The organism is Mesorhizobium sp. BR1-1-3 (assembly GCF_020165455.1).
GTDB classification, from domain to species: domain Bacteria; phylum Pseudomonadota; class Alphaproteobacteria; order Rhizobiales; family Rhizobiaceae; genus Mesorhizobium; species Mesorhizobium ciceri.
On the sequence record NZ_JAIUIC010000002.1, the window covers coordinates 323591 to 341407 of the forward strand.

Below are 17817 nucleotides of genomic sequence, written 5' to 3' on the forward strand. Positions count from 1 at the left end.
AATCAGGCCGTCACGTAAATGCCGCCGGCTTCGACGGTGACTGGAAATGTGCGCGCGCGAACGGAGGGATCGACCAAGGCCGCGCCTGACTTGATGTCGAACTCCCACCCGTGCCAGGCGCATCGAACGATCTCGTTTTCGCGATGATAGATGAATTGCGCCTGTTCAACGGGCGCGGTTGTGCCGCATTGCGGCCCCTCGCAAAGCGGAGCGCCGCGGTGCGGACAGACATTCAGCAGCGCGTGGAATGAATCTCCGATGCGGAAAATCCCGACCGAAAGGCTGCGGATCTTGGCGATGAACGGAGACCCTGTTTCGATCTCGTCGACGCGGCAGATATATGTCTTCTCGGGCATCGTATGCTTCCTCAGGCGGCATTCGCGGCTTGCGCGCGGGGGATGCGTTTGTAGACTTCCAGCGCGTTCAGTCCCATGATCTTGCTCTTCCATGCAGGAGGGATTTGCAGCGTGTTGGCATCGTCGTAATCCCAGTGCGGATAGTCTGATGCAAACATCAGCGTGTTTTCGCCGTCCATCGCTTCGAGCGTGGACCAGAGATGTTGGATGTTTGCAGGCTGCTCCAGCGGCTGCGTGGAAAAGCGGATGTTGCGCCGGCAATATTCAGACGGCAGCATCTTCAGCCATGGCGTCTCCTTGCGCAGCGCTTTGTAGTCGGCGTCCAGGCGCCAAAGGACCGATGGAACCCAGGCGACGCCGCACTCGATGATCACGAAGTAGAGGTCCGGCCATTTCTCGAAGACGCCATGGGCGATCATGCTTGCCACGTGCGACATCGCCGACATGTGCAGAATGGCATGCGTTTCCCAGAAGAATGTCGTCGGAGCAGGAGCAATGGCAGTTGAATTCACGCCGCCATGCCCGCCCAGATGAATGGCGAATGGCAACCCCACTTCCGCGCAGGCTTCGTAGATCGGATGGTAAAACGGGTCGCCATACGGCTTGACGGACCCCTGGGAGGCGAGAACCTGGACCATGCGCGGATGGCTGCCAAGACGGCGTATCTCGGCGGCAGCGAGCTTCGGATCCTGTGGCGCGATGATGATCGAGCCCATGAACCGATCGTCTTTCGGCAACCACTGATCGATCTGATAATCGTTGTAAGCGCTGACCAGAGCGCTGGCATAGTAGGGGTTAGCCAGGGTCGACGCCTCGATAGGCTCATCGCCGGTCAGGATCGCCACGTCGACTTTGTATTTGTCGAGGTGCTTCTCTTTCATGATGAGATAGTTGTCGGCTTCCGTTTTCGGACGGATGTCCTTGCGGGAAAAGTCCTGCGGGTGGAACCAGGGCCGATGACCATGCGGAAAGGCCCCAACGGGCCCTGTTTTCTCGCCCTCGATGAACATGTCTTTCCACAAGCCGGAGAGATAGGGCTCCAACACAGTAGCGCTTGACCAGTAATTATGACAGTCGCAGTCGACTATGAACACTTCTTCCGCTCCGTATCCGTATCTCGTCCCGGCGGCGCTGCCGGCCGCTGATCTGCTACAGCTTCCGCCTTGAGTATTGTTTGATCAAGCTTATGATACGTGGAATATGATCGAGTTTTTCGATTGGAGATTTCATGCAACTTGATCACATCGAGACCTTTCTGGACATCATCGAATCGAGAAACTTCAATCGCACCGCGGATCGGCTAGGATTGACCCAGTCGACGATCAGCACCCGCATCAAGAACCTCGAGAGCGCAATCGGGTCCGAACTGTTCCAGCGCGGACGCGCCGGGGCGGAACCGACCGCCGCAGGACGCCGGTTCGAAGCTTACGCAAGATCCCTGCTGTCCACATGGTCGCGGGCTCGCCACGATGTCCGGGCGTTCAATCGTTTCGAAGGCACCTTGCGCGTCGCCGCGCAGGTCGGGATGACCCGCTCGGTTTTGCCGGGTTGGGTGGAGACGCTGTGTCAGGCTCTTCCCAAATCGTCGATCCATGTCGAGTCGGATTATTCGAACCAGATGGTCAGCGACCTAAGCATGGGAAATCTCGACATCGCAGTGCTTTACGCCCCGCGATACCTACCCGAAATCTCCTATGAACATTTGATGGTTGAGGAATATGTGATGGTTTCCACGGTAGCCAGAACCCTCTCCGAGGTCGATCCTGAAACCTATATTCGTCCTGGCTATACGGTCCTGCTGGAGAAGGCCCATGCCGAACTGCTTGGCGAGTTGGCGATCTGTCGCCTTTCCATGGGATCAGAAACCTTGGCGGAGATGATGCTACGGCGCGCGGGCGGGACCTGCTATATGCGAAGTGACGATGCGCGCAGGTTTGCCCTCGAACGCCCATCGTTCATCGTCGAAGGCGCTCCGACCCTGCATCAGCCGGTACACACGGCCATCCTGGCGCGCCGCAAGCACGAACCGATCATCCGCAAGGGAATCCGCGCCCTTCACGTTGCCGTGATGTCACTGGATATGTGATCGAAATAATCGATCATAACTCGCGAGGGAGGCTCCTGTTATGGCGGGCCCGGAAATGGCATCTTGGCTCTACTTCAAACCGAGATGAATGATGAACGCACACGTTGGGACCCCCGGCCTCCTCCCGATGATGCGTCATCGGCAATGGGCACAAACGACATCGCAGCTCGTACTCTGCCGTCGTGTAATCGAGGAGACGCCCGATGTGAAAACTTTCGTTTTCACATCCCCGACGGATCGGATGTTCTGCTTCAGCGCGGGCCAGTATGTGCTCGTGCACCTCAAGATCGAGGGTGCCGCGGTGACGCGCTCCTACTCTGTTTCCTCACCACCGACGCGACCGCTCGACCTGCAGATCACGGTGAAGCGAACACCGGGCGGCATGGTTTCGAATTGGCTCCACGACAATTTGGGGGCGGGCGACGAGATCGAAATCGAAGGGCCGCTCGGCTCATTCAATCTCGATGACCTGCCATATGAAACGCCGCTCTTCCTTTCGGGCGGCAGCGGGATAACGCCCGTGATGTCGATGTTGCGTGCGCTTACCGACCGCGCAACCGACCAGGATATCTCCTTCATTCATAGTGCCAGAACGCCAGGTGATATAATCTTTCGAAGGGAATTGGACGCACTTGCCTCTCGCTTCCCCAACGTGCGGGTAACGTGCGTTTGCAGCCAGGAAGATCGCACCTGGAGGGGGCCAACTGGCCGAATAGACAGTCAGATGCTGCTGACCCTCGTTCCCAATCTCCACAGGCGCACCGTTTTTGCCTGTGGACCCGAAGGGTACATGAAGACGGCACGGGCCTGCCTTCACGCAATAGGCTTCCCGCCGACGCAATATCACGAGGAGAGTTTCGGAGGCAGCAATGGTTCGCGGTCGGAATTGGCTTCAGCGATTTCGTCTTCGGTCCGTTTCGCCCGCTCGGGCGTGGAGCATCACTGCGCGCCCGGAGAGACCCTGCTTGAAGCGGCACGGAACTGTGGCATCTACATCCCAACCGCCTGCCAGCAGGGCGTTTGCGGAACGTGCCGAATAGCCAAACTATCCGGCGAAGTTGCCATGGACGATCTAGGCGGGCTGAATGCTGAAGATAAATCGGCCGGCTATGTCCTGGCATGTTGCAGCCGCCCGCAAGGAACGGTTTTGCTCGACGTTTAACTCGGCGTTGTTGACCTTTGAAAAGGCCGCCTTGCGCGCGCTTGGCCTCGAGGGTCTGGTCTCAAAATGTTGCCGCCGCCTTCGAAATGGGAGCAGAGCCGCCCCCTTCCTCCAGGTTTTCGGGTCTACCACCCGCGCACCCGTGGCACCGTTCGACTTATTCCAACCCTTACTGAGCTACAGACGCGAATGTCAGCTTTAGGGCTCGAAACGTGGCAGCGCATTGGCCGGCCGCTAGGCAACTACGATCGGTTGCTGGACTTCAGCCGCGCGGTCACCGGCACATTGTTCTTCGTGCCGGCGACGACATTTCTGGAGAACGTTGCGACCCGGGAAGCAGTCACCTCGACCGCTGGTCCGGCCCTGTCGGACGGATCTATTCGGAGTCATCGTAAGTAGGTCCGCCAGACCATACAGTACGAGGAAACGGCTTGGCGACCCGTACAGAGAACGCTGACCTTCAGCGACTAGCACATCGTTATCTGTCAACTGGTTACGAGGCGGTTCGCCCAAATTCAAGAAGCTAGGCCAGCCATTCGCTGATCGCATTTATCTTACACCCATTGGCAGCTTTGCGCCTCAAATCGGCCGATAGGGCGGCCCTATCCGTGCCGTTAAGCGGACGTCGATGAACGGCACGCCACGAACGGCATGCGCCATCTGGTCACCCGAGGCGTTTGTGGCGTGCCGAGTTGATATGAGACCCAGCGTCTTGGTCGAAATTAGAACGGGAGCTTGATATCGCCCACCGACAAAGGGCTACCGGCCGCTATGAGCGCGGCAACCGTCTCTCTGTCCTGTTGCCGGCGCCTCATGAGTCCGTTCAGCACCCTTTCGAGAGATATCGCGCCGGCTCCGGCGATGGCGAGGACGAACATGCCGCCCGCTATGGCGAGATCCTTTTCGAAATGCAGCAATTCGTTCTGGCTGGCGAAATTGGTGTGGAACAGGGCTGCCGTTGCCAAACAGAACAGTCCGAGCGCGACCGCGCCCAGACGCGTCAGCAGGCCCAGGCCGATCGAAAGACCGGCTCCCAGCTGCAGCGCTATGGTGGCCATCAGAAGCGGCAGGCTGACGCCGAGGGCGGCCATGGCTTTTGCGGCACCGTCGAAATGGATCGCCAGCTCAACGCCTTCATGCACGAAGAGCAATGAGAGCAGCAGGCGACCCGTCAGCAGGGTCAAGTCGGTGAGATGTAGTTTCAAGGCGATTTGTGTCGTTGTCACGATTGGCTCCAGATAGGAAAGAGGGCAGGCGCCGCACGACGGCGCCCGCCTGGCTTCATTGGGTCACTTTGGTGTCGATGGCCTTCTGCAGGTCTGCGCGTTCCTCGCAGCCTGCCGGGCAGAGCTGGGTCAGCGATGCCAGCTGCTCCCTAGCTTTGGCCATGTCGCCGGTCTCGACATAGAGTTCGCCGAGATATTCGCGCGCCGCCTTGTGGTCCGGCTTCAGTTCGAGCGCCTTGGTGTAGTAGGTCAGTGCCGTCGTGTAATCGCCGGTCTTGCGCAGCGTGAAGCCGAGCAGATTGTAGACGTCGGCCTGCTGCGTGTCCTGCGCCAGGTCACGAAGATCGGCCAATGCACCCTTATAGTCCTTGGCATCGATCTTGGCTTTTACTGCGGTGAGGTCGGGCGCGTCGTCGCCTTCAATGTTGTCCACGGCATAGGCCGGCACGGTGACGGCGACCGGAACGGCAGTCAGCACGGCAACGGCGCCGAGCAGCCCGAACAGGTTGTGCCTGTTGAAGAGGGAAGGTTTCATTGTCTTTCTCGCTTTGGGATTGCCGCGCTTAAATTTGCACGGGGGTGAAGCCGTAGGCGTTGCCGTCCTTGACGAAGGTGCCGGTGCCCGGGAACGGGAAGTGCGAACCGGAGATGCGGATGTTGTCGGCAATCACGCGATCGATCAGTTTGTGGCGCGTGGTAATGGCCGTCGGCCCATCCTGGTCGTAGGTGCCTTGCCAGTCCGGATGCGGCGCCAGCAGTGCCGGCACATACATTGTGTCTGCCGAAATCATGATCTGCTCCTTGCCGGAGTTTGCGAGGTAGACCGAATGGCCTGGCGTATGACCGGGCGCGGCGATGATCTGCATGCCAGGCGCCACTTCGGCGCCGTCCTCGACCAGCTTCCAGTTCTTCCATTTCGGGAAGTTTTCGGCGATGCGCTTGCCCGCCGGCTTGCGCCCTTCGGGCAGCTTTGCCAGTCGGCCGGGGTCGGTCCACCACTTGTATTCCGTGGCGTTGACGATGAGCTCGGCATTGGGGAACACAGGCGCGCTGGTCCCCTTTTCCATCAGGCCCCAGACGTGGTCGGGATGGAAATGCGAGATCATGATGGTGTCGATAGTCTTGTAGTCGATGCCAGCGGCGGCCATGTTGGCCGGCAGATGGGTGGCATTGGTTTGCCATTGGCCGACGCCCGAACCGGCATCCATCATAATCACCTTGCCGTTCATCTTGAGGACGACGACGGTGAGCGGGATAGGCATGAAGTCTGTCGTCAGGCCGGCCTTGGCAAGGGCTGCCTTGGTGTCCTCGACGGAGACATCCTTGATGAAAGCTGGGTCGTGCGGCTTGCGCCAGATGCCGTCATAGATGGCGGTGATCTCGATATCGCCGACCATGTATTTGTAGAAGCCAACGGCCGGCTCGACTGCTGTTTCGGCGAAGGCAGGACGGGTGAATTCCAACCTGCCGGCGAGGCCGAATGCGGCAGCGGCAGTTGCGGACCCAAGCAACGTGCGACGTGTCATGTTAAACATGATGATCTCCTGTGTTAAGAGGTGGGGGTGGCGGAAAGCCAAGCGTGGCCCTCCGTCCTGATTGCCGAACCTATCGGTCCTGACCGGATGAAACTCAGTTGCCCCAGGTGCCCTGGCCGTACTGCGCCGGCACGCTGGCATCGGCACCACCATGGATCTTCTTGACCTCTCGGATCGAGCTGGTGTGCGAGGTGTCGATTTTTGAAGCCGAATGGCTGGCGACCGGCTGGCGGGAAGTGTTCGAGCCGTAGTGGTCGCTGCCGGCGAAGGCCGTGCCACTGGCAACGAGGATGGCGGCAGCGGTAAGGACGATCTTTTTCATTGAAACAGTTCCTGATCTTGAGGATTGAGAGAAGTTGTTGTTTGGAGGTTGAGGCGCGTTCAGCGGCCCCAGAGTCCGTCGTTGTTGTGCCGGTTGATGATGTCCTGAACCGACCCCTGGCTCGGCCCGGTCGTCACCTTGGAGTCGACGCTGTCCTGACGCGGCGTGGAGGGAATGGAAGCAGTAGCGTTGGTGTCGACGCTGGTGGCCGGCTGGTTGGAGTTGTTGGCGCCATGGTCGCTGCCGGCAAAGGCAGCGCTTGAGGCAAGCAGCATGGCAGCCACGCTGAGAGCGAGCTTGGTCATTTTGGTAGATCCTTGTTTCGTTTCTTGGTTGCGTGCCGGGAAATTGGCCCCGCTAACAACAAGACTCGCCAAGACATCCCTTTATTCCCGGGTTGCGCGAAATTCTTTTGGAGGTCCCAAAATCAGGGACGGCGGCTGTCGGGAACTGGGCCAGCCGACGCTGCACGCGCACGTCCGAGGTCGGCACCATCTGGTGCCGTGGGTCTGTCTGACCGCGAAGTAGCCGAGCCAGCGGTGACGTCGCACTTGATATTGGCTGAAAAGGTCTGGGCGGTCGGCTATCAGCCGGTCACGGTGGCGGCGCGGAAGCGCGCTACGAAATCGTCCAGCTCCGGCCGCTCCATGTCGGAAATCGCCCAGTAGGAGAAGGCGCCGTCGCTCCACTGCACCAGCGAAAAACCGCCCTCAGAGAGATCGACAGGGTCGGTCACAGCTCCGGCATTTTGAGGCTCGGCGACAAGGGTGATCAGATGCTCGCGGTGGCGATAGACCAGTGCCGGCACCGCCCGGCCGCCGATGACCTCGACCCTGCCACCGATGAGTGCAAATCCGTCCTTGGCCATGTCCGGCGCCGGCGGCGAAAGACCGAGCCTTGCGTCGAGCCAGGGCTTCACCGTGTGTCGGTCCGACGAGACGACATCCACCGGGCTCATCGCCAACAGGCTGCGCTGGTGGCCGCTGGCTACCCCTGCGGCAAAGCCATCGGCTACGCCAGGCTGCATCGCCCATTGCGTTGCACCGCTGGCCAGCACCGCGCTGAGCATGATAGACGCCGCCATGGCGCGCCAATCGAATGAGCCGAAGTTGCGCGCCGACCACCCCGTTCGATTTGCCTTCGCTGGTGCCGTCGGCGCTTTGGGGCGCAGTACCTCGACATTGCCGGCAGCAGCCATGGCTGCGATGCGCGCGCTGAAGGCGTCGCTTACTTGCGGCTTCGGAAGTCCGGCCACAGCCCCTTGCAAGGCCATGACGCGGGCATGTTCGGCCGCCAGCTTGGGGTCGGCGGCTATGCGCCGCTCAACGGCTATGGCCGCGGCGGCGTCAAGCTCGCCATCGACCAGCGCGTGCAGCATCAGGTTCATGCCTGCGGCATCCTCGGGCAATCCGTCGTTGTGCGCGCTCATTGCGCCCTCCCAAGGCCAGAGATCAGCAGGCCACGCGCCCGCGCCAGCCGTGACATCACCGTACCCATCGGCACGCCTAGCATGGCCGCGATATCGCGGTAGGCGAGGCCATTGATGTCGCGCAGCACGAGGGTTTCGCGAAACGGCTGCGGCAGGGCGGCGATCGCGGCTTCGAGTGCTACGGTATCTGCCTTGGCGATAAGGGTCGCCTCCGGGCTCTCGCTGTCGGGTGGATCGGCTGCGTGAGCGGAGCTCACCTCGTCGAGATCGGCGAGATCGCCCACCGAGACGATGCTGCGCGGGCGGTTCCGCGCCAGCCATGTGTAGCACGCATTGCGCACGATGGTGAGCAGCCAGGCGCGTGCATTGCCGCCGGCATAACTGGCGATGCTGGCATGTGCCTTCATGCACGCGTCCTGCACGACATCCTCGGCGTCGGTGGCATTGCCGGTTAGCCAACGGGCCAGCGAAAGCGCGTCGGCGAGATGAGGCATTACCACTTCGCTGAAGCGGTCGGCCTGCGCATTGCTGCTTAGCATTGGTGTACCGTGATATGCGCCTCGCCTTGAGTGCCCAGGAAGCGAAGATGGTTCTGTCTTGCAAGCGAACCCAGCGGAAGTATTTAGGGTCGCCGGCTGCGGTGAATGTGAAGGCAACTGTTTCATCGATGTCAATCACACACTGGACCGCAACGATTCATCCACCCCGATGCGTTCTCGCATCCGCGGCGTCTGAGCGCTCTCGATCCCGACTGGGCAGGACGTTTAAGGCAGACAGGCTGGGAGCCGCAGGCGGCCAACGCGTCGCCTTCACCTGGGAATGCGTCGACCATTGCCGTCGCGGTCGTCAGTGTGTGGGGTTGCAGGGGACGTTCCTTCAAGGTCAATCAGCAGCGTATGCATGGAAGACCAGGGCGGGCGGCGTTTTATTCCCGGATAGCGAAAAATCTTCTTCGCAATGTAAATTGGTCCGCCCGAGCCAGCTTTTCAACGCTCTTTAGCCTGCGATATCAACCTTCCAGCTCAGCCGATCAGAGCCGGTCGAAATTCGGGCATTGCCAGAGCAAGGGTTTTGTCCATCACTTTAGCCAATTTCCGTCTAGCCGAGAATGAGGCGCATGGCGCAGCGCCTGCTTGCCGGCATCCCGTGTTCGATCTCCCGACGCAGTATTTGACGAAGCCGGTCTCCCGCATGCGTCTCGCCCAGCACCTGAAAGCCCAGCTTCTGATAGAAAGGCGCGTTCCAGATCACATCCCGAAACGTTGTCAGGGTGATCGCGACAAGGCGGCGCTCCTCGCATCTGTGATTGCCTTTTCGAGCAAGGCGCGTCCGATACCTGAGCGTTGTCGGTCAAGGCGCGCAGCTAGTTCCCAGATGTGCAATGTGTCGTCCTGGATCTCCGCGCTCAGGAATGCGACCGTCCGGCCATCCTGCTCCACCGCTACCCAGCACGTGCCCTTGGCGATAAGTTCACGGTGACGCTCGACGGTTTGGTTTTCGTCATCGGCAATCCAGGCCAGCTCCGCAACTTCGCGGTAAGCGTCACCCTCCGACTGTTCGATATCGGGTAGTGCGTCCGCGTCAGCTACCTGCGCTAAATGGTGGTCATGGAGTTGCCGTCGTGGCTTCCAGGGTTCTGCAGAGAATAACGTTGGAGTGTCCCTCCGGCCAATCTGCAAACTCAGCTACACGCACAAAACCGGCCTTTTCATACAATCCTGGCGCCTGGAAATCGTGGCTCTGCACCCAGATCCGCCGAACACCCCTAATGGCAGCCTCGGCGGCGAAGGCGTCCAACAACTTTCGCGCATATCGTCGACGGGATAGATGAACTTGGCGTGCTTCTTTAGGGCCATTCAAGAAACGCGTTTTGGTACGGTTCGCAGCTCGCGATTGAAGACACGACAGCTCGTGCCCCATCACAATGCTACTGGGCTTCAGGTCACGTCGGCTGTGCTCGCAGGCATGGTCTGGGCGCTTGAAAACCCCGAGGCCGGCATCGTGGAAGTTGAAGATCTGGACTTCCGGCGCTGCCTGGAGATCCAGAAGCCCTATCTTGGCTCTCTCGTTGGTGTCTATACGGACTGGACGCCTCTGGATGGCCGGCCTGGGCTCTTCCCGGAGGACATCGACACATCCGATCCCTGGCAGTTCCGGAATGTGCTGGTTTCATGATAGCCGCCGGGCAGGGCAGCGGCGAAACGGGTTTCTGCTCCGGCAAAGCTGCCGACATGGTTCTCTCCCGGCGCGGAGGCAATTGGCGTGGACCGACGATTCCGTACGGAAGGTCTCGTCCAACTCGAGACGTTAGAGTTGGCAATAAGGAAATTGACCTGATGGATCTCACCACACGGCTTGTCGTCGCGATCGGGCTTGGCGCGCTTCTTATCGGGGCGTTCATTCTCATATAGCCGAATGTGACGTTTCAAACGCCTTTCACGCGTTACATTGCCTGTCGTGCGGCAATTCTGGCGGGACTGGACGGCAGCATCGATTTCTCGTCCTGCCGTCGCTTGTCCGTTGGTCGGATCGCCCTGTGCCTACCCAGAGAAGCGCTTTGACTAAGCGAGCTGCAAGCCCACCGAAGCATGGATCGCCGCAGACGGTTCCCATCGCCCCCGGGGGTCGTTGCGCAGCTAAGCAGCACAAGCACGCAAGCTAGGTGCGTGCTCTATCGCCTCTGGCGCGGTCACGCCTGAGAGTTGCAAGCCGTACGACGCGGCAGAACAGCTGGTTTCAAAATCCGGCATCGACACCGTCGCCAATTCCCATAGCTTGACCACGGCACTGAAAACGCGCTCCCGCCACAGCCGCCGCTACTACGGAAGGTGATGCGATTCTCGCCGGCTCGCCTGCATCCAGAGGGACGAGGACTTCGATCCTGTATTGCTATCGCGACTGCAGTTCGGCTGGGTCATCGGCTGGCACATCCTGCTGCCGGCTATTACTGTAGGATGGCCGCGTTCATCGCGATGCTGGAAGGCCTCAATTTCTTGACCGGAAGGGACATCTATCTCCGCATCTCGACGTTCTGGATCAAGATATTCTCGATTGCGTTCGGAATGGGCGTCTCACCGGTGGCGATGGCCCAGGACGGCTTGAAGGCGCGGATCGAGGAGATCATGCCGAAATTGAAACGGCGGAAGGGTGAATGAGACGGCTTGCAGTTGCGCGCACGCGTACGCGTCCACCGAATGTGACATTAGCGCAACCTGATTGAGCTAACGAACACGCGAACAGAACAGTCGCTTGACGATCAAGGCAGACTGCGACAGCGTTTGCCGTCCGGGGGTAAGCGGCGCACGGCTCGTCGAGAGCTAGTAAAAAGGGGCAGGGGGCCTTTCTCGACGAGCCTGCCTCGGACATACCCGCTCGCTAAGGGAGATCGGCGACAAGGTGCGGGTCGAGGAGATCACGCCGAAGGTGAAGAAGCGCTGACGTCGTCCTAACTTCAAATTAGCCCGGAGAGGTGGAATAGCCTGGCAACTCGCACGCCAAGGCCAATAATGGTTTGGCCATCATTGGCGGCGAAATCCCAACCGAAAAATGCTGCCCAGCCAAAAAGCAGGATTGAGAAGCGCATTAGCACATTCTAAAATAGATAAATTGAATAAGCGTTAAAGGCTTCTTTTGCGCGCTGGCATTGGCAGGGCTTCCCCAGTGCGCTTTTACAAAGGGGCGATACTGGGGAGGGACCAGGGTAGGGGTTCAGGGCAGCGGAATCGGCTTGTCGCTGAGTGTGCGCAAGTACGCGATCACGTTGACCCGTTCGGTCTCGTCCGGGACACCGGGCGTCTCCATCTTGACGCCCGGCGTTGTGAGCATGGGCCCGAAGAGATATGTGTTCAGGTCCTCATACGTCCATACACCCTCCCAGCCCAGCAATGTGTCGGAGTAACGCATACTTGCCATGGATGCCTTGTCGCGGCCGACGACGCCCCACAAGTTGGGCCCCGTCTTGGTCTCTCCCTGTGGCTCGGCATTGTGGCAACCGTGACACACATGGGTGAAGTAGGTTCGGCCTTTCTCGACATCCGCATTTGACAATTTCATCGAGATAGGGGCTGGCGTTGGCAAGACGACGCCGTGCGACAAGAGATATGCGGCAACTTCATGTTGCCCCTTGAATTTTGCCATGTGGAGCGGTGTCTTGCCGTCCTTTGTCTTCGCATTCACATCGGCGCCGGCCTCGACCAGTGCCTTCACGCAATCGAGACAGCCGGATCTGACGGCGATGTGAAGGGCGGATTCACCGCCGCGCTGCGCATTTGGATTTGCGCCCCCCTGCAGCAACAGATTGATCAAGTCGACCCTGCGTTTTGCCAAAGCCGGCATGAGGGGAGGTCCCAAAAGCGGCGTCGGGGCAACGTTGGCGTCGGCACCTCGTTCCATGAGCAGTTTTGCCGCCGCAAGATGCCCGCCCCTAGCCGCAAGATAGAGCGGCGTTGCTTTTCCATCGCTCTCGTCGACGCCGGCACCGGCGTCGAGCGCTGCCGTAATTGCCGCGACATCTCCCTTCACGGCGGCGTCGTGAATGGCGGCGGCATGCGATACAATCGGGATGTGTGCAATCAGCAGTGAAATGAAAAGCAAGGACATGCGCATTCGGCACCCCTGTGTCAAACCGGAGGACGCGGCACGCTGCGAGAAGGGATGACTTTAGTCCGAATGCTTAATCGCGGCAATGTATTTCAGCAACTGCTGTCGTAAGCACATGAGTTGTCCGGATTAGGTAGCACGCGAGTTGTCCGGTTTTATCGCCAGCGAATGGAGGCTGGGGATGAAGCGGGCAGCGTGGCTAGAGGACCGGAGAATGCAGAAGTTTCGGGATTATTGAGCCGCTGGAATGGCGGCGATCTTTCGATGATGGAGGCAGGCGAGTTGCTGGGCATGTCGGAGCGGCAATTCCGGCGTTACCGCGAGCGTTACGAAGAGGCGGGGGAGGCTGGGTTGCTCGACCGGCGTTTGGGCAAGCTTTCGACGCGCCGGGTGCCGCGGAGGGGATCGAGGAGATGCTGGAACTTTATCGCCACCGCTACCTTGGCTGGAACGTGAAGCATTTCCACGAATACCTGCTGCGCGATCATGACTTCAACTGGGGCTACCCCTTCATCGAGACGCAGCTTCATGCGGCTGGGCTGGTGGAACGGGCCAGGCGGCGCGGTGCTCACCGGCGCAAGGAAGTCGTGCGAGGGGAACCTCTACAAATCCGACGGACCTCACGGTCGTCTCGAACACTGCACGAGACAGATTTGCGGGCATTCGGAACTTGCGTCGTATCCCGGCCTTCAACTCACCCCGCTCTGTAATAAAGCAGGCCATTGCTGCGTCCTTCCGTGAATCCAGCGCGAGCTTCTATGAAGCCGGAGCGGTTCTCAATTACTGCGGATACCACCCGAGGTTCGGTTTCTCCGCCGTCAACACTGGACGACAGGTTCTGGATTTTGAGAGCGTGCTCTCTTTGGATCAGGAGGCCGCCATTCCGTCCAACCCAAGCAAGTGGTTTGGTCAGACCAGACGGACCCTAAGCTGTCGTTCTCATTAGGTCGCGATTTCTAAGCAGTGCTCAGGAACGAGCGCTGGCTTCGGCAGCACGATTTTCTACGCGAGCCGATCCAGGTACATCTTGAGCGCCGAGATGGGCTGATGATCGAATTGAAAGACGTCAGCTCAGGCGAATTGTCACTGATTTCATCGCTGGTGTTCCTAAGCACCGCGGAGCGAGGCCATTAGCCTGTTTTCCTCATCGACGAACCCGAGGAGCCTTCACCCGAACTGGCAGCGCAAGTATGTCGAACGTGTAATGACCTCCACATACTACAGGCAGCCCCATGTGGTCATCGCGACCTATGCGCCTCTTGTCGTTAGACGCGCCTTGGCGTGGTCCAAGGACGTCGGTGGTGTCTTCCAGATGGTCAACGGCTGGCCGGTGCGCATTCCGCTCGTGGATTCGACTCCCACGAGTATAGAAGAGGTCCTTTGGCGAGCCTTCGATGTGGTTACGCCTGCTAACCATTTCGCCGTGAATGAGGCGAGGCGGGCTTCTTGCTCTACGTTGAAAGCCACTGAGGGTGAGCCCGCCGCCTATTGGGGCGCCGGCGGCGGACCCTGTGTAAGCGGCTACATCCTTTTGAATCGACCGCTCAGAGGGTCAATGTGCCACTTGAAGGTGAGTTCCCTTTAGGATTCTAGGCAGTGCGGTTTGCGTAGCGTCCAGATCGCCATGCGACTTCGATTTTCAAGCGCGACATAGGCCATCAGGCTTAGTTGTAGCAAGACCAGTGTACCGGTAGCATATGGAGCCTGGACATTAGGCCCACCCTCGTGCCCAGCTATGGTCGGCACGGTCGCTCAACCCGCTTTTGGTCTGCCTGATCGTGCCGACTACCGCCCCCAGGGCTGCCCCTTCCAAGGGTTTGTGCTTTGGTGGCGATTATCGGCAGTCGGACAGGAACGTAAGGTGAAACTAGCGAGGACTTTGCGCGGCTCCGCTACTGCGGGATTGCGCCTAGTTGCAACGGCCAGAACAAATCAAGGCCAAAAGCGAGCCGCTAGGCGCTACCCAGCCGTAGACTCAAAAGAATGGCCGGTGCGGGGACGCTTAGGTTGGAAAGCGTGGGCCGCACCGGCCATTGCGGGATAGCTCTTAGGGATCGTCCCCCGCGCTGCCTAAGTTATAGGCATATTAGCGATTGCTCAATTGAGACTGAAGTCCCTACCCAACCGTAGGGGGATAGCTAAATCCAGCTAGGGGAAAGACCGTTGCGCAGAAAACCAAAGGAGCCGCTAAGCAGTTAGACCGTTGCACGGCTGGCGATCTGTGCACATGACGCCGACCCATCCAACGTCTGTCCTTAAGCCGGTGAGGGAACACCTGAACCGCCAAGGGGCGGCGGACATGAAGGCGTACCGCCCGGCGGGCAACGCCTGAAATCCAACATCCTGTTGAATTGGCCCGCTGCCGAGAGGTGGCGGGCCTTAATCTTTGTGTTGAACGATGTAGCTATTGCTGACGGCGTTGCTCCCAACACCGCGCGTGACAACAACGGTGGTGTACCCGGCGGGCAGGGAACCGGTGACAGTCTCGTCGAGGGGATGACATCGTCCGACGATTTCCCCATTTGGCGCACCTGCGAGCCTGTCTTTCAGAGATGCCTTACACACGTCAAGCGACGCATATGTGGTCGGCGCGGCATCAATGGGCCTGCAGACGACAGCCTCGCCTGGGCTGCAAGAGAGTAAAAGCAGTACTGCTGCGGTTGCCGGATCCATTGTCGAAGCTCCACTGAGACGAGCCTCAACGCAGATCGACGGCCTTTGTTGCACAGGCAGCCCTGGCGGCGGCCCGCTGCCGAGAGGTGGCGGGGCTAATCCCTATTTCGCAAGCGAGTTGCCGGACAGCTCAAAAACCATCGGCTCGCCTCTGAAATCGGAATAGCGAATCCATCGAGGCGAAATCGTAAAAAGTTGTGCTCCTTGCTTTAGAAACTCCGCTTCAAGCGGACAGTTGGCAACGTGGACATCTCTCAACCGCTGTGATTCGTTAGCCTTGGCAGGTCGGGCCCGGCCTTCGATTTGGACCGTGACATTTTCATCCCAGCCGATCACCATGGCGATCCGGCTGTCTCGTTTGATATTTGCCAGCTTCCGACTTCCGGGAAAGCTGTCGAACACGATGTTGAGGTCGTCGCCCAACGTCACCTGTATGACGGCTGCCTCTGGAGACCCGTCCGGATGCACGGTGCTGATAGCCCCGAGCTTATGCCTAGGTGCCCGCGATCATGCTGACCCCAAGGGAACTTTCGATCAGTTCGCCCCAGTTTGTCGAAGGGCGCTTAATGTGTCGCGGCCGAGATGTTTTGGTTGACGCTGAAAAAGTTGGTCGGGTCGTATTTGCTTTTCACTTCCGCAAGCCGTCTGTAGTTTTCGCCGAATGAGGCGCGGATAACTTGGTCCGCGGGCTCGCTCTGAAAGTTCAGAAGGTGCATTCCGCTCGAATGCGGCTCGAACGCATCATACATGGCGCGTACCCAGGCAATATGCCTTTCGCTTTCGGCCGGATCCACCCACTGCGCGGTCATTCCTATGTTGTATTCCGCGCCGCGCTGGGCGAAGGCGGATTCAGCGCGACTGATCCTGCCTGGCGCGCCGCCATAGAACTCTACGATGCAGGCCGAAAGAGGCGACTTCATGCGATTTCCATGCTCGACAAGCAGGTCTATGATCGTGTCGGTAAGTTGCGGAACGAAGCTCGCCTTCCAGAAATTGTGGGTGCCGTCCGGGAAAGCGCCGTCAAGCAGCTTCTGCATCGTCGGGAAGGGCATTAGCTGGATGGCATCGAGCATTGGGGGACCGAAAGCTCGCAGCGGCGCCAGCACACGTGCGCCTTCTACCACGTCACCGCACCAGCATGCGATTACGCCGATCGCCGGCATGCCGTCCGGTGTCGTCAGCATGGCCGCGTAGGCAGTCAGTTCCTCCGGTGCCGTGGCCATGAAGTCACGATAGAAGCGCAACACCTCACCGGACTTGTCGCGTGCGTGAACGATCAGGCCGCCGAGCACTGAAGATATTTGCTGCGCCCGGAAGGTGAAGCAGGTGACGATGCCGAAATTGCCGCCGCCGCCGCGCAAAGCCCAGAACAGGTCGGGGTGTTCTTCCATGCTGGCCGTCAGCAGGTTGCCCTCCGCTGTCACCAGCTCAAACGAAATCACATTGTCGCAGCTCAGTCCGTACTTGCGCACCAGCCAGCCTACGCCGCCGCCGAGCGTCAGACCGGCAACGCCGGTCTTAGAGACGACGCCGACCGGCACCGCCAACCCATGCAAATGCGTCTCTCGGTCGAGATCGCCAAGCGTCGCGCCGCCCTGAACTCGCACGGTCTGGGTCTTGGGCTCAACCATCACGCCACGCATGGCGGAGAGGTCGATCACGATGCCGTTGTCGCAGAGCGCGCGCCCGGCGACATTGTGACCGCCCCCACGCACCGCGACAAGAAGGTCGTTTTTAGAAGCGAATTTCACTGCGTGGATTACATCAGCGACACCGAGGCAGCGTGCGATCAGTCCAGGGTGTCGATCAATTGCCGCGTTCCAAATACGGCGTGCCTCGTCGTAATCGGCATCAGCGAGCCGGATAAGGCGGCCAGCCAACCCCGAAGCGAACTCATCGATGAGGTCGGCGCCAATCGGCATGCCATTGCGACTTTGAAGCTGCGTCTCTAACATATCCTCCTCCTCAAGCGCGTAAGCTCAAGCCTCGCGGTGAGAAGTAGCATAACACCAGTTGGCGGGCCTGTGACGCCGAAAACACCTTCGATCCGATAAGTGGCGCTCGGTGCGGAATGGCCGCTTTTGCCAACTGGATTCTAGGAAGCTGCCAGTCGGCTCGCGGCCCCATGACAGTCACATCAAGCAACGGAGAGGCGCACGCCACCAGCCGAGCAGCTCGCACACCACGGTATACCTCGACTAACGTAACACCGCCGCCGGTTGCGGCGTAACATCTGGGTGGATCGACTATTTGTGACAGGGTAGCGTCAGGCCTAAACCTTGAGGTGACAGGGCCGCAGAGATAGCGAGCCATCGGGCAAAAATCGAAAGGTCGGAAGGGTTGCCGTACGGGTTTACCAAGGCAACGACGCTAGGTCTGTTCGCGGACGGTGGAACAAAAACCGCGCTGTCGAGATTCGGTCGTTGCAC

The 17817-nt window shown here is 59.5% G+C and carries 16 protein-coding genes and 3 pseudogenes; 6 read left to right on the forward strand and 13 right to left on the reverse strand.

From position 1 onward, the window contains the following. Nucleotides 1-2: 2 nt before the first annotated feature. Nucleotides 3-356: a Rieske (2Fe-2S) protein gene (locus LB559_RS05955; RefSeq protein WP_023809364.1), complete on the reverse strand. Its 354-nt coding sequence runs from the start codon at nt 354-356 to the stop codon at nt 3-5. Nucleotides 357-367: 11 nt separating this feature from the next. Beyond that, nucleotides 368-1450 carry an amidohydrolase family protein gene (locus LB559_RS05960; protein ID WP_023809365.1) on the reverse strand — a complete coding sequence of 361 codons (1083 nt, stop codon included), beginning with the start codon at nt 1448-1450 and terminating at the stop codon, nt 368-370. A gap of 134 nt (nt 1451-1584) precedes the next feature. Between LB559_RS05960 and LB559_RS05965 the strand changes: the two genes are divergently transcribed. The 3 genes and pseudogenes from LB559_RS05965 to LB559_RS05975 form a co-directional block, all read left to right on the forward strand. Then, nucleotides 1585-2442 (forward strand): LysR family transcriptional regulator, encoded by an 858-nt coding sequence (locus tag LB559_RS05965; protein WP_224673497.1) that lies wholly within the window; start codon nt 1585-1587, stop codon nt 2440-2442. Between the two features lie 205 nt (nt 2443-2647). Then, a complete protein-coding gene (locus LB559_RS05970) occupies nt 2648-3604 on the forward strand; it encodes a hybrid-cluster NAD(P)-dependent oxidoreductase (RefSeq protein WP_318014156.1) in 957 nt (318 codons plus the stop codon). Between the two features lie 222 nt (nt 3605-3826). Continuing rightward, a pseudogene (locus tag LB559_RS05975) lies at nt 3827-4003 on the forward strand (peroxidase); the annotation flags it as partial. A 323-nt stretch (nt 4004-4326) separates the two neighbouring features. On the opposite strand, the gene LB559_RS05980 reads toward LB559_RS05975, so the two are convergent. The 8 genes from LB559_RS05980 to LB559_RS33080 form a co-directional block, all read right to left on the reverse strand. Next, nucleotides 4327-4830, reverse strand: a complete 504-nt coding sequence (locus tag LB559_RS05980) for a DoxX family protein (protein ID WP_224673499.1) — start codon at nt 4828-4830, stop codon at nt 4327-4329. Between the two features lie 55 nt (nt 4831-4885). Next, entirely contained in the window at nt 4886-5365 is a 480-nt protein-coding gene (locus LB559_RS05985) for a tetratricopeptide repeat protein (protein ID WP_027162031.1), read from the reverse strand. 28 nt (nt 5366-5393) lie between these two features. Further along, complete coding sequence (locus LB559_RS05990; RefSeq protein WP_027162032.1) at nt 5394-6365, reverse strand: MBL fold metallo-hydrolase; 972 nt, start codon at nt 6363-6365, stop codon at nt 5394-5396. A 94-nt stretch (nt 6366-6459) separates the two neighbouring features. Next, a complete protein-coding gene (locus LB559_RS05995; protein WP_127385793.1) occupies nt 6460-6687 on the reverse strand; it encodes a DUF680 domain-containing protein in 228 nt (75 codons plus the stop codon). A 59-nt stretch (nt 6688-6746) separates the two neighbouring features. Next, nucleotides 6747-6992 carry a DUF680 domain-containing protein gene (locus LB559_RS06000; RefSeq protein ID WP_127385792.1) on the reverse strand — a complete coding sequence of 82 codons (246 nt, stop codon included), beginning with the start codon at nt 6990-6992 and terminating at the stop codon, nt 6747-6749. A gap of 281 nt (nt 6993-7273) precedes the next feature. Then, nucleotides 7274-8116 carry an anti-sigma factor family protein gene (locus LB559_RS06005; protein ID WP_127366928.1) on the reverse strand — a complete coding sequence of 281 codons (843 nt, stop codon included), beginning with the start codon at nt 8114-8116 and terminating at the stop codon, nt 7274-7276. After that, entirely contained in the window at nt 8113-8655 is a 543-nt protein-coding gene (locus LB559_RS06010; protein WP_027162036.1) for a sigma-70 family RNA polymerase sigma factor, read from the reverse strand. The genes LB559_RS06005 and LB559_RS06010 overlap by 4 nt, the downstream gene beginning before the upstream one ends. A 726-nt stretch (nt 8656-9381) precedes the next feature. Beyond that, entirely contained in the window at nt 9382-9795 is a 414-nt protein-coding gene (locus tag LB559_RS33080) for a GNAT family N-acetyltransferase (RefSeq protein WP_164768090.1), read from the reverse strand. Nucleotides 9796-9927: 132 nt separating this feature from the next. Between LB559_RS33080 and LB559_RS06020 the strand changes: the two are divergent. After that, a pseudogene (locus tag LB559_RS06020) lies at nt 9928-10291 on the forward strand (saccharopine dehydrogenase C-terminal domain-containing protein); the annotation flags it as partial. A gap of 779 nt (nt 10292-11070) precedes the next feature. Beyond that, a complete protein-coding gene (locus tag LB559_RS06025) occupies nt 11071-11271 on the forward strand; it encodes a cytochrome ubiquinol oxidase subunit I (RefSeq protein WP_224673501.1) in 201 nt (66 codons plus the stop codon). A gap of 553 nt (nt 11272-11824) precedes the next feature. On the opposite strand, the gene LB559_RS06030 is transcribed toward LB559_RS06025, so the two are convergent. Beyond that, nucleotides 11825-12721 (reverse strand): ankyrin repeat domain-containing protein, encoded by an 897-nt coding sequence (locus LB559_RS06030; RefSeq protein WP_224673503.1) that lies wholly within the window; start codon nt 12719-12721, stop codon nt 11825-11827. 162 nt (nt 12722-12883) lie between these two features. On the opposite strand from LB559_RS06030, the gene LB559_RS33085 reads away from it, so the two are divergent. Continuing rightward, entirely contained in the window at nt 12884-13171 is a 288-nt protein-coding gene (locus tag LB559_RS33085) for a helix-turn-helix domain-containing protein (RefSeq protein ID WP_224673506.1), read from the forward strand. Between the two features lie 2319 nt (nt 13172-15490). On the opposite strand, the pseudogene LB559_RS06040 reads toward LB559_RS33085, so the two are convergent. Both LB559_RS06040 and LB559_RS06045 read right to left on the reverse strand, forming a co-directional pair. Beyond that, a pseudogene (locus tag LB559_RS06040) lies at nt 15491-15871 on the reverse strand (pyridoxamine 5'-phosphate oxidase family protein); the annotation flags it as partial. Between the two features lie 80 nt (nt 15872-15951). Continuing rightward, nucleotides 15952-17310 (reverse strand): FAD-binding oxidoreductase, encoded by a 1359-nt coding sequence (locus tag LB559_RS06045; protein WP_224673508.1) that lies wholly within the window; start codon nt 17308-17310, stop codon nt 15952-15954. Nucleotides 17311-17817 lie beyond the last annotated feature (507 nt).

What these genes read in the sequence shown, in the direction of transcription:
- LB559_RS05955 (WP_023809364.1), bottom strand. Translation starts at nt 356, where the DNA reads ATGCCCGAGAAGACATATATCTGCCGCGTCGACGAGATCGAAACAGGG.
- LB559_RS05965 (WP_224673497.1), top strand. Translation starts at nt 1,585, where the DNA reads ATGCAACTTGATCACATCGAGACCTTTCTGGACATCATCGAATCGAGA.
- LB559_RS05985 (WP_027162031.1), bottom strand. Translation starts at nt 5,365, where the DNA reads ATGAAACCTTCCCTCTTCAACAGGCACAACCTGTTCGGGCTGCTCGGC.
- LB559_RS05990 (WP_027162032.1), bottom strand. Translation starts at nt 6,365, where the DNA reads ATGTTTAACATGACACGTCGCACGTTGCTTGGGTCCGCAACTGCCGCT.
- LB559_RS05995 (WP_127385793.1), bottom strand. Translation starts at nt 6,687, where the DNA reads ATGAAAAAGATCGTCCTTACCGCTGCCGCCATCCTCGTTGCCAGTGGC.
- LB559_RS06000 (WP_127385792.1), bottom strand. Translation starts at nt 6,992, where the DNA reads ATGACCAAGCTCGCTCTCAGCGTGGCTGCCATGCTGCTTGCCTCAAGC.
- LB559_RS06005 (WP_127366928.1), bottom strand. Translation starts at nt 8,116, where the DNA reads ATGAGCGCGCACAACGACGGATTGCCCGAGGATGCCGCAGGCATGAAC.
- LB559_RS06010 (WP_027162036.1), bottom strand. Translation starts at nt 8,655, where the DNA reads ATGCTAAGCAGCAATGCGCAGGCCGACCGCTTCAGCGAAGTGGTAATG.
- LB559_RS06025 (WP_224673501.1), top strand. Translation starts at nt 11,071, where the DNA reads ATGGCCGCGTTCATCGCGATGCTGGAAGGCCTCAATTTCTTGACCGGA.
- LB559_RS06030 (WP_224673503.1), bottom strand. Translation starts at nt 12,721, where the DNA reads ATGCGCATGTCCTTGCTTTTCATTTCACTGCTGATTGCACACATCCCG.
- LB559_RS33085 (WP_224673506.1), top strand. Translation starts at nt 12,884, where the DNA reads ATGGAGGCTGGGGATGAAGCGGGCAGCGTGGCTAGAGGACCGGAGAAT.
- LB559_RS06045 (WP_224673508.1), bottom strand. Translation starts at nt 17,310, where the DNA reads ATGCCGATTGGCGCCGACCTCATCGATGAGTTCGCTTCGGGGTTGGCT.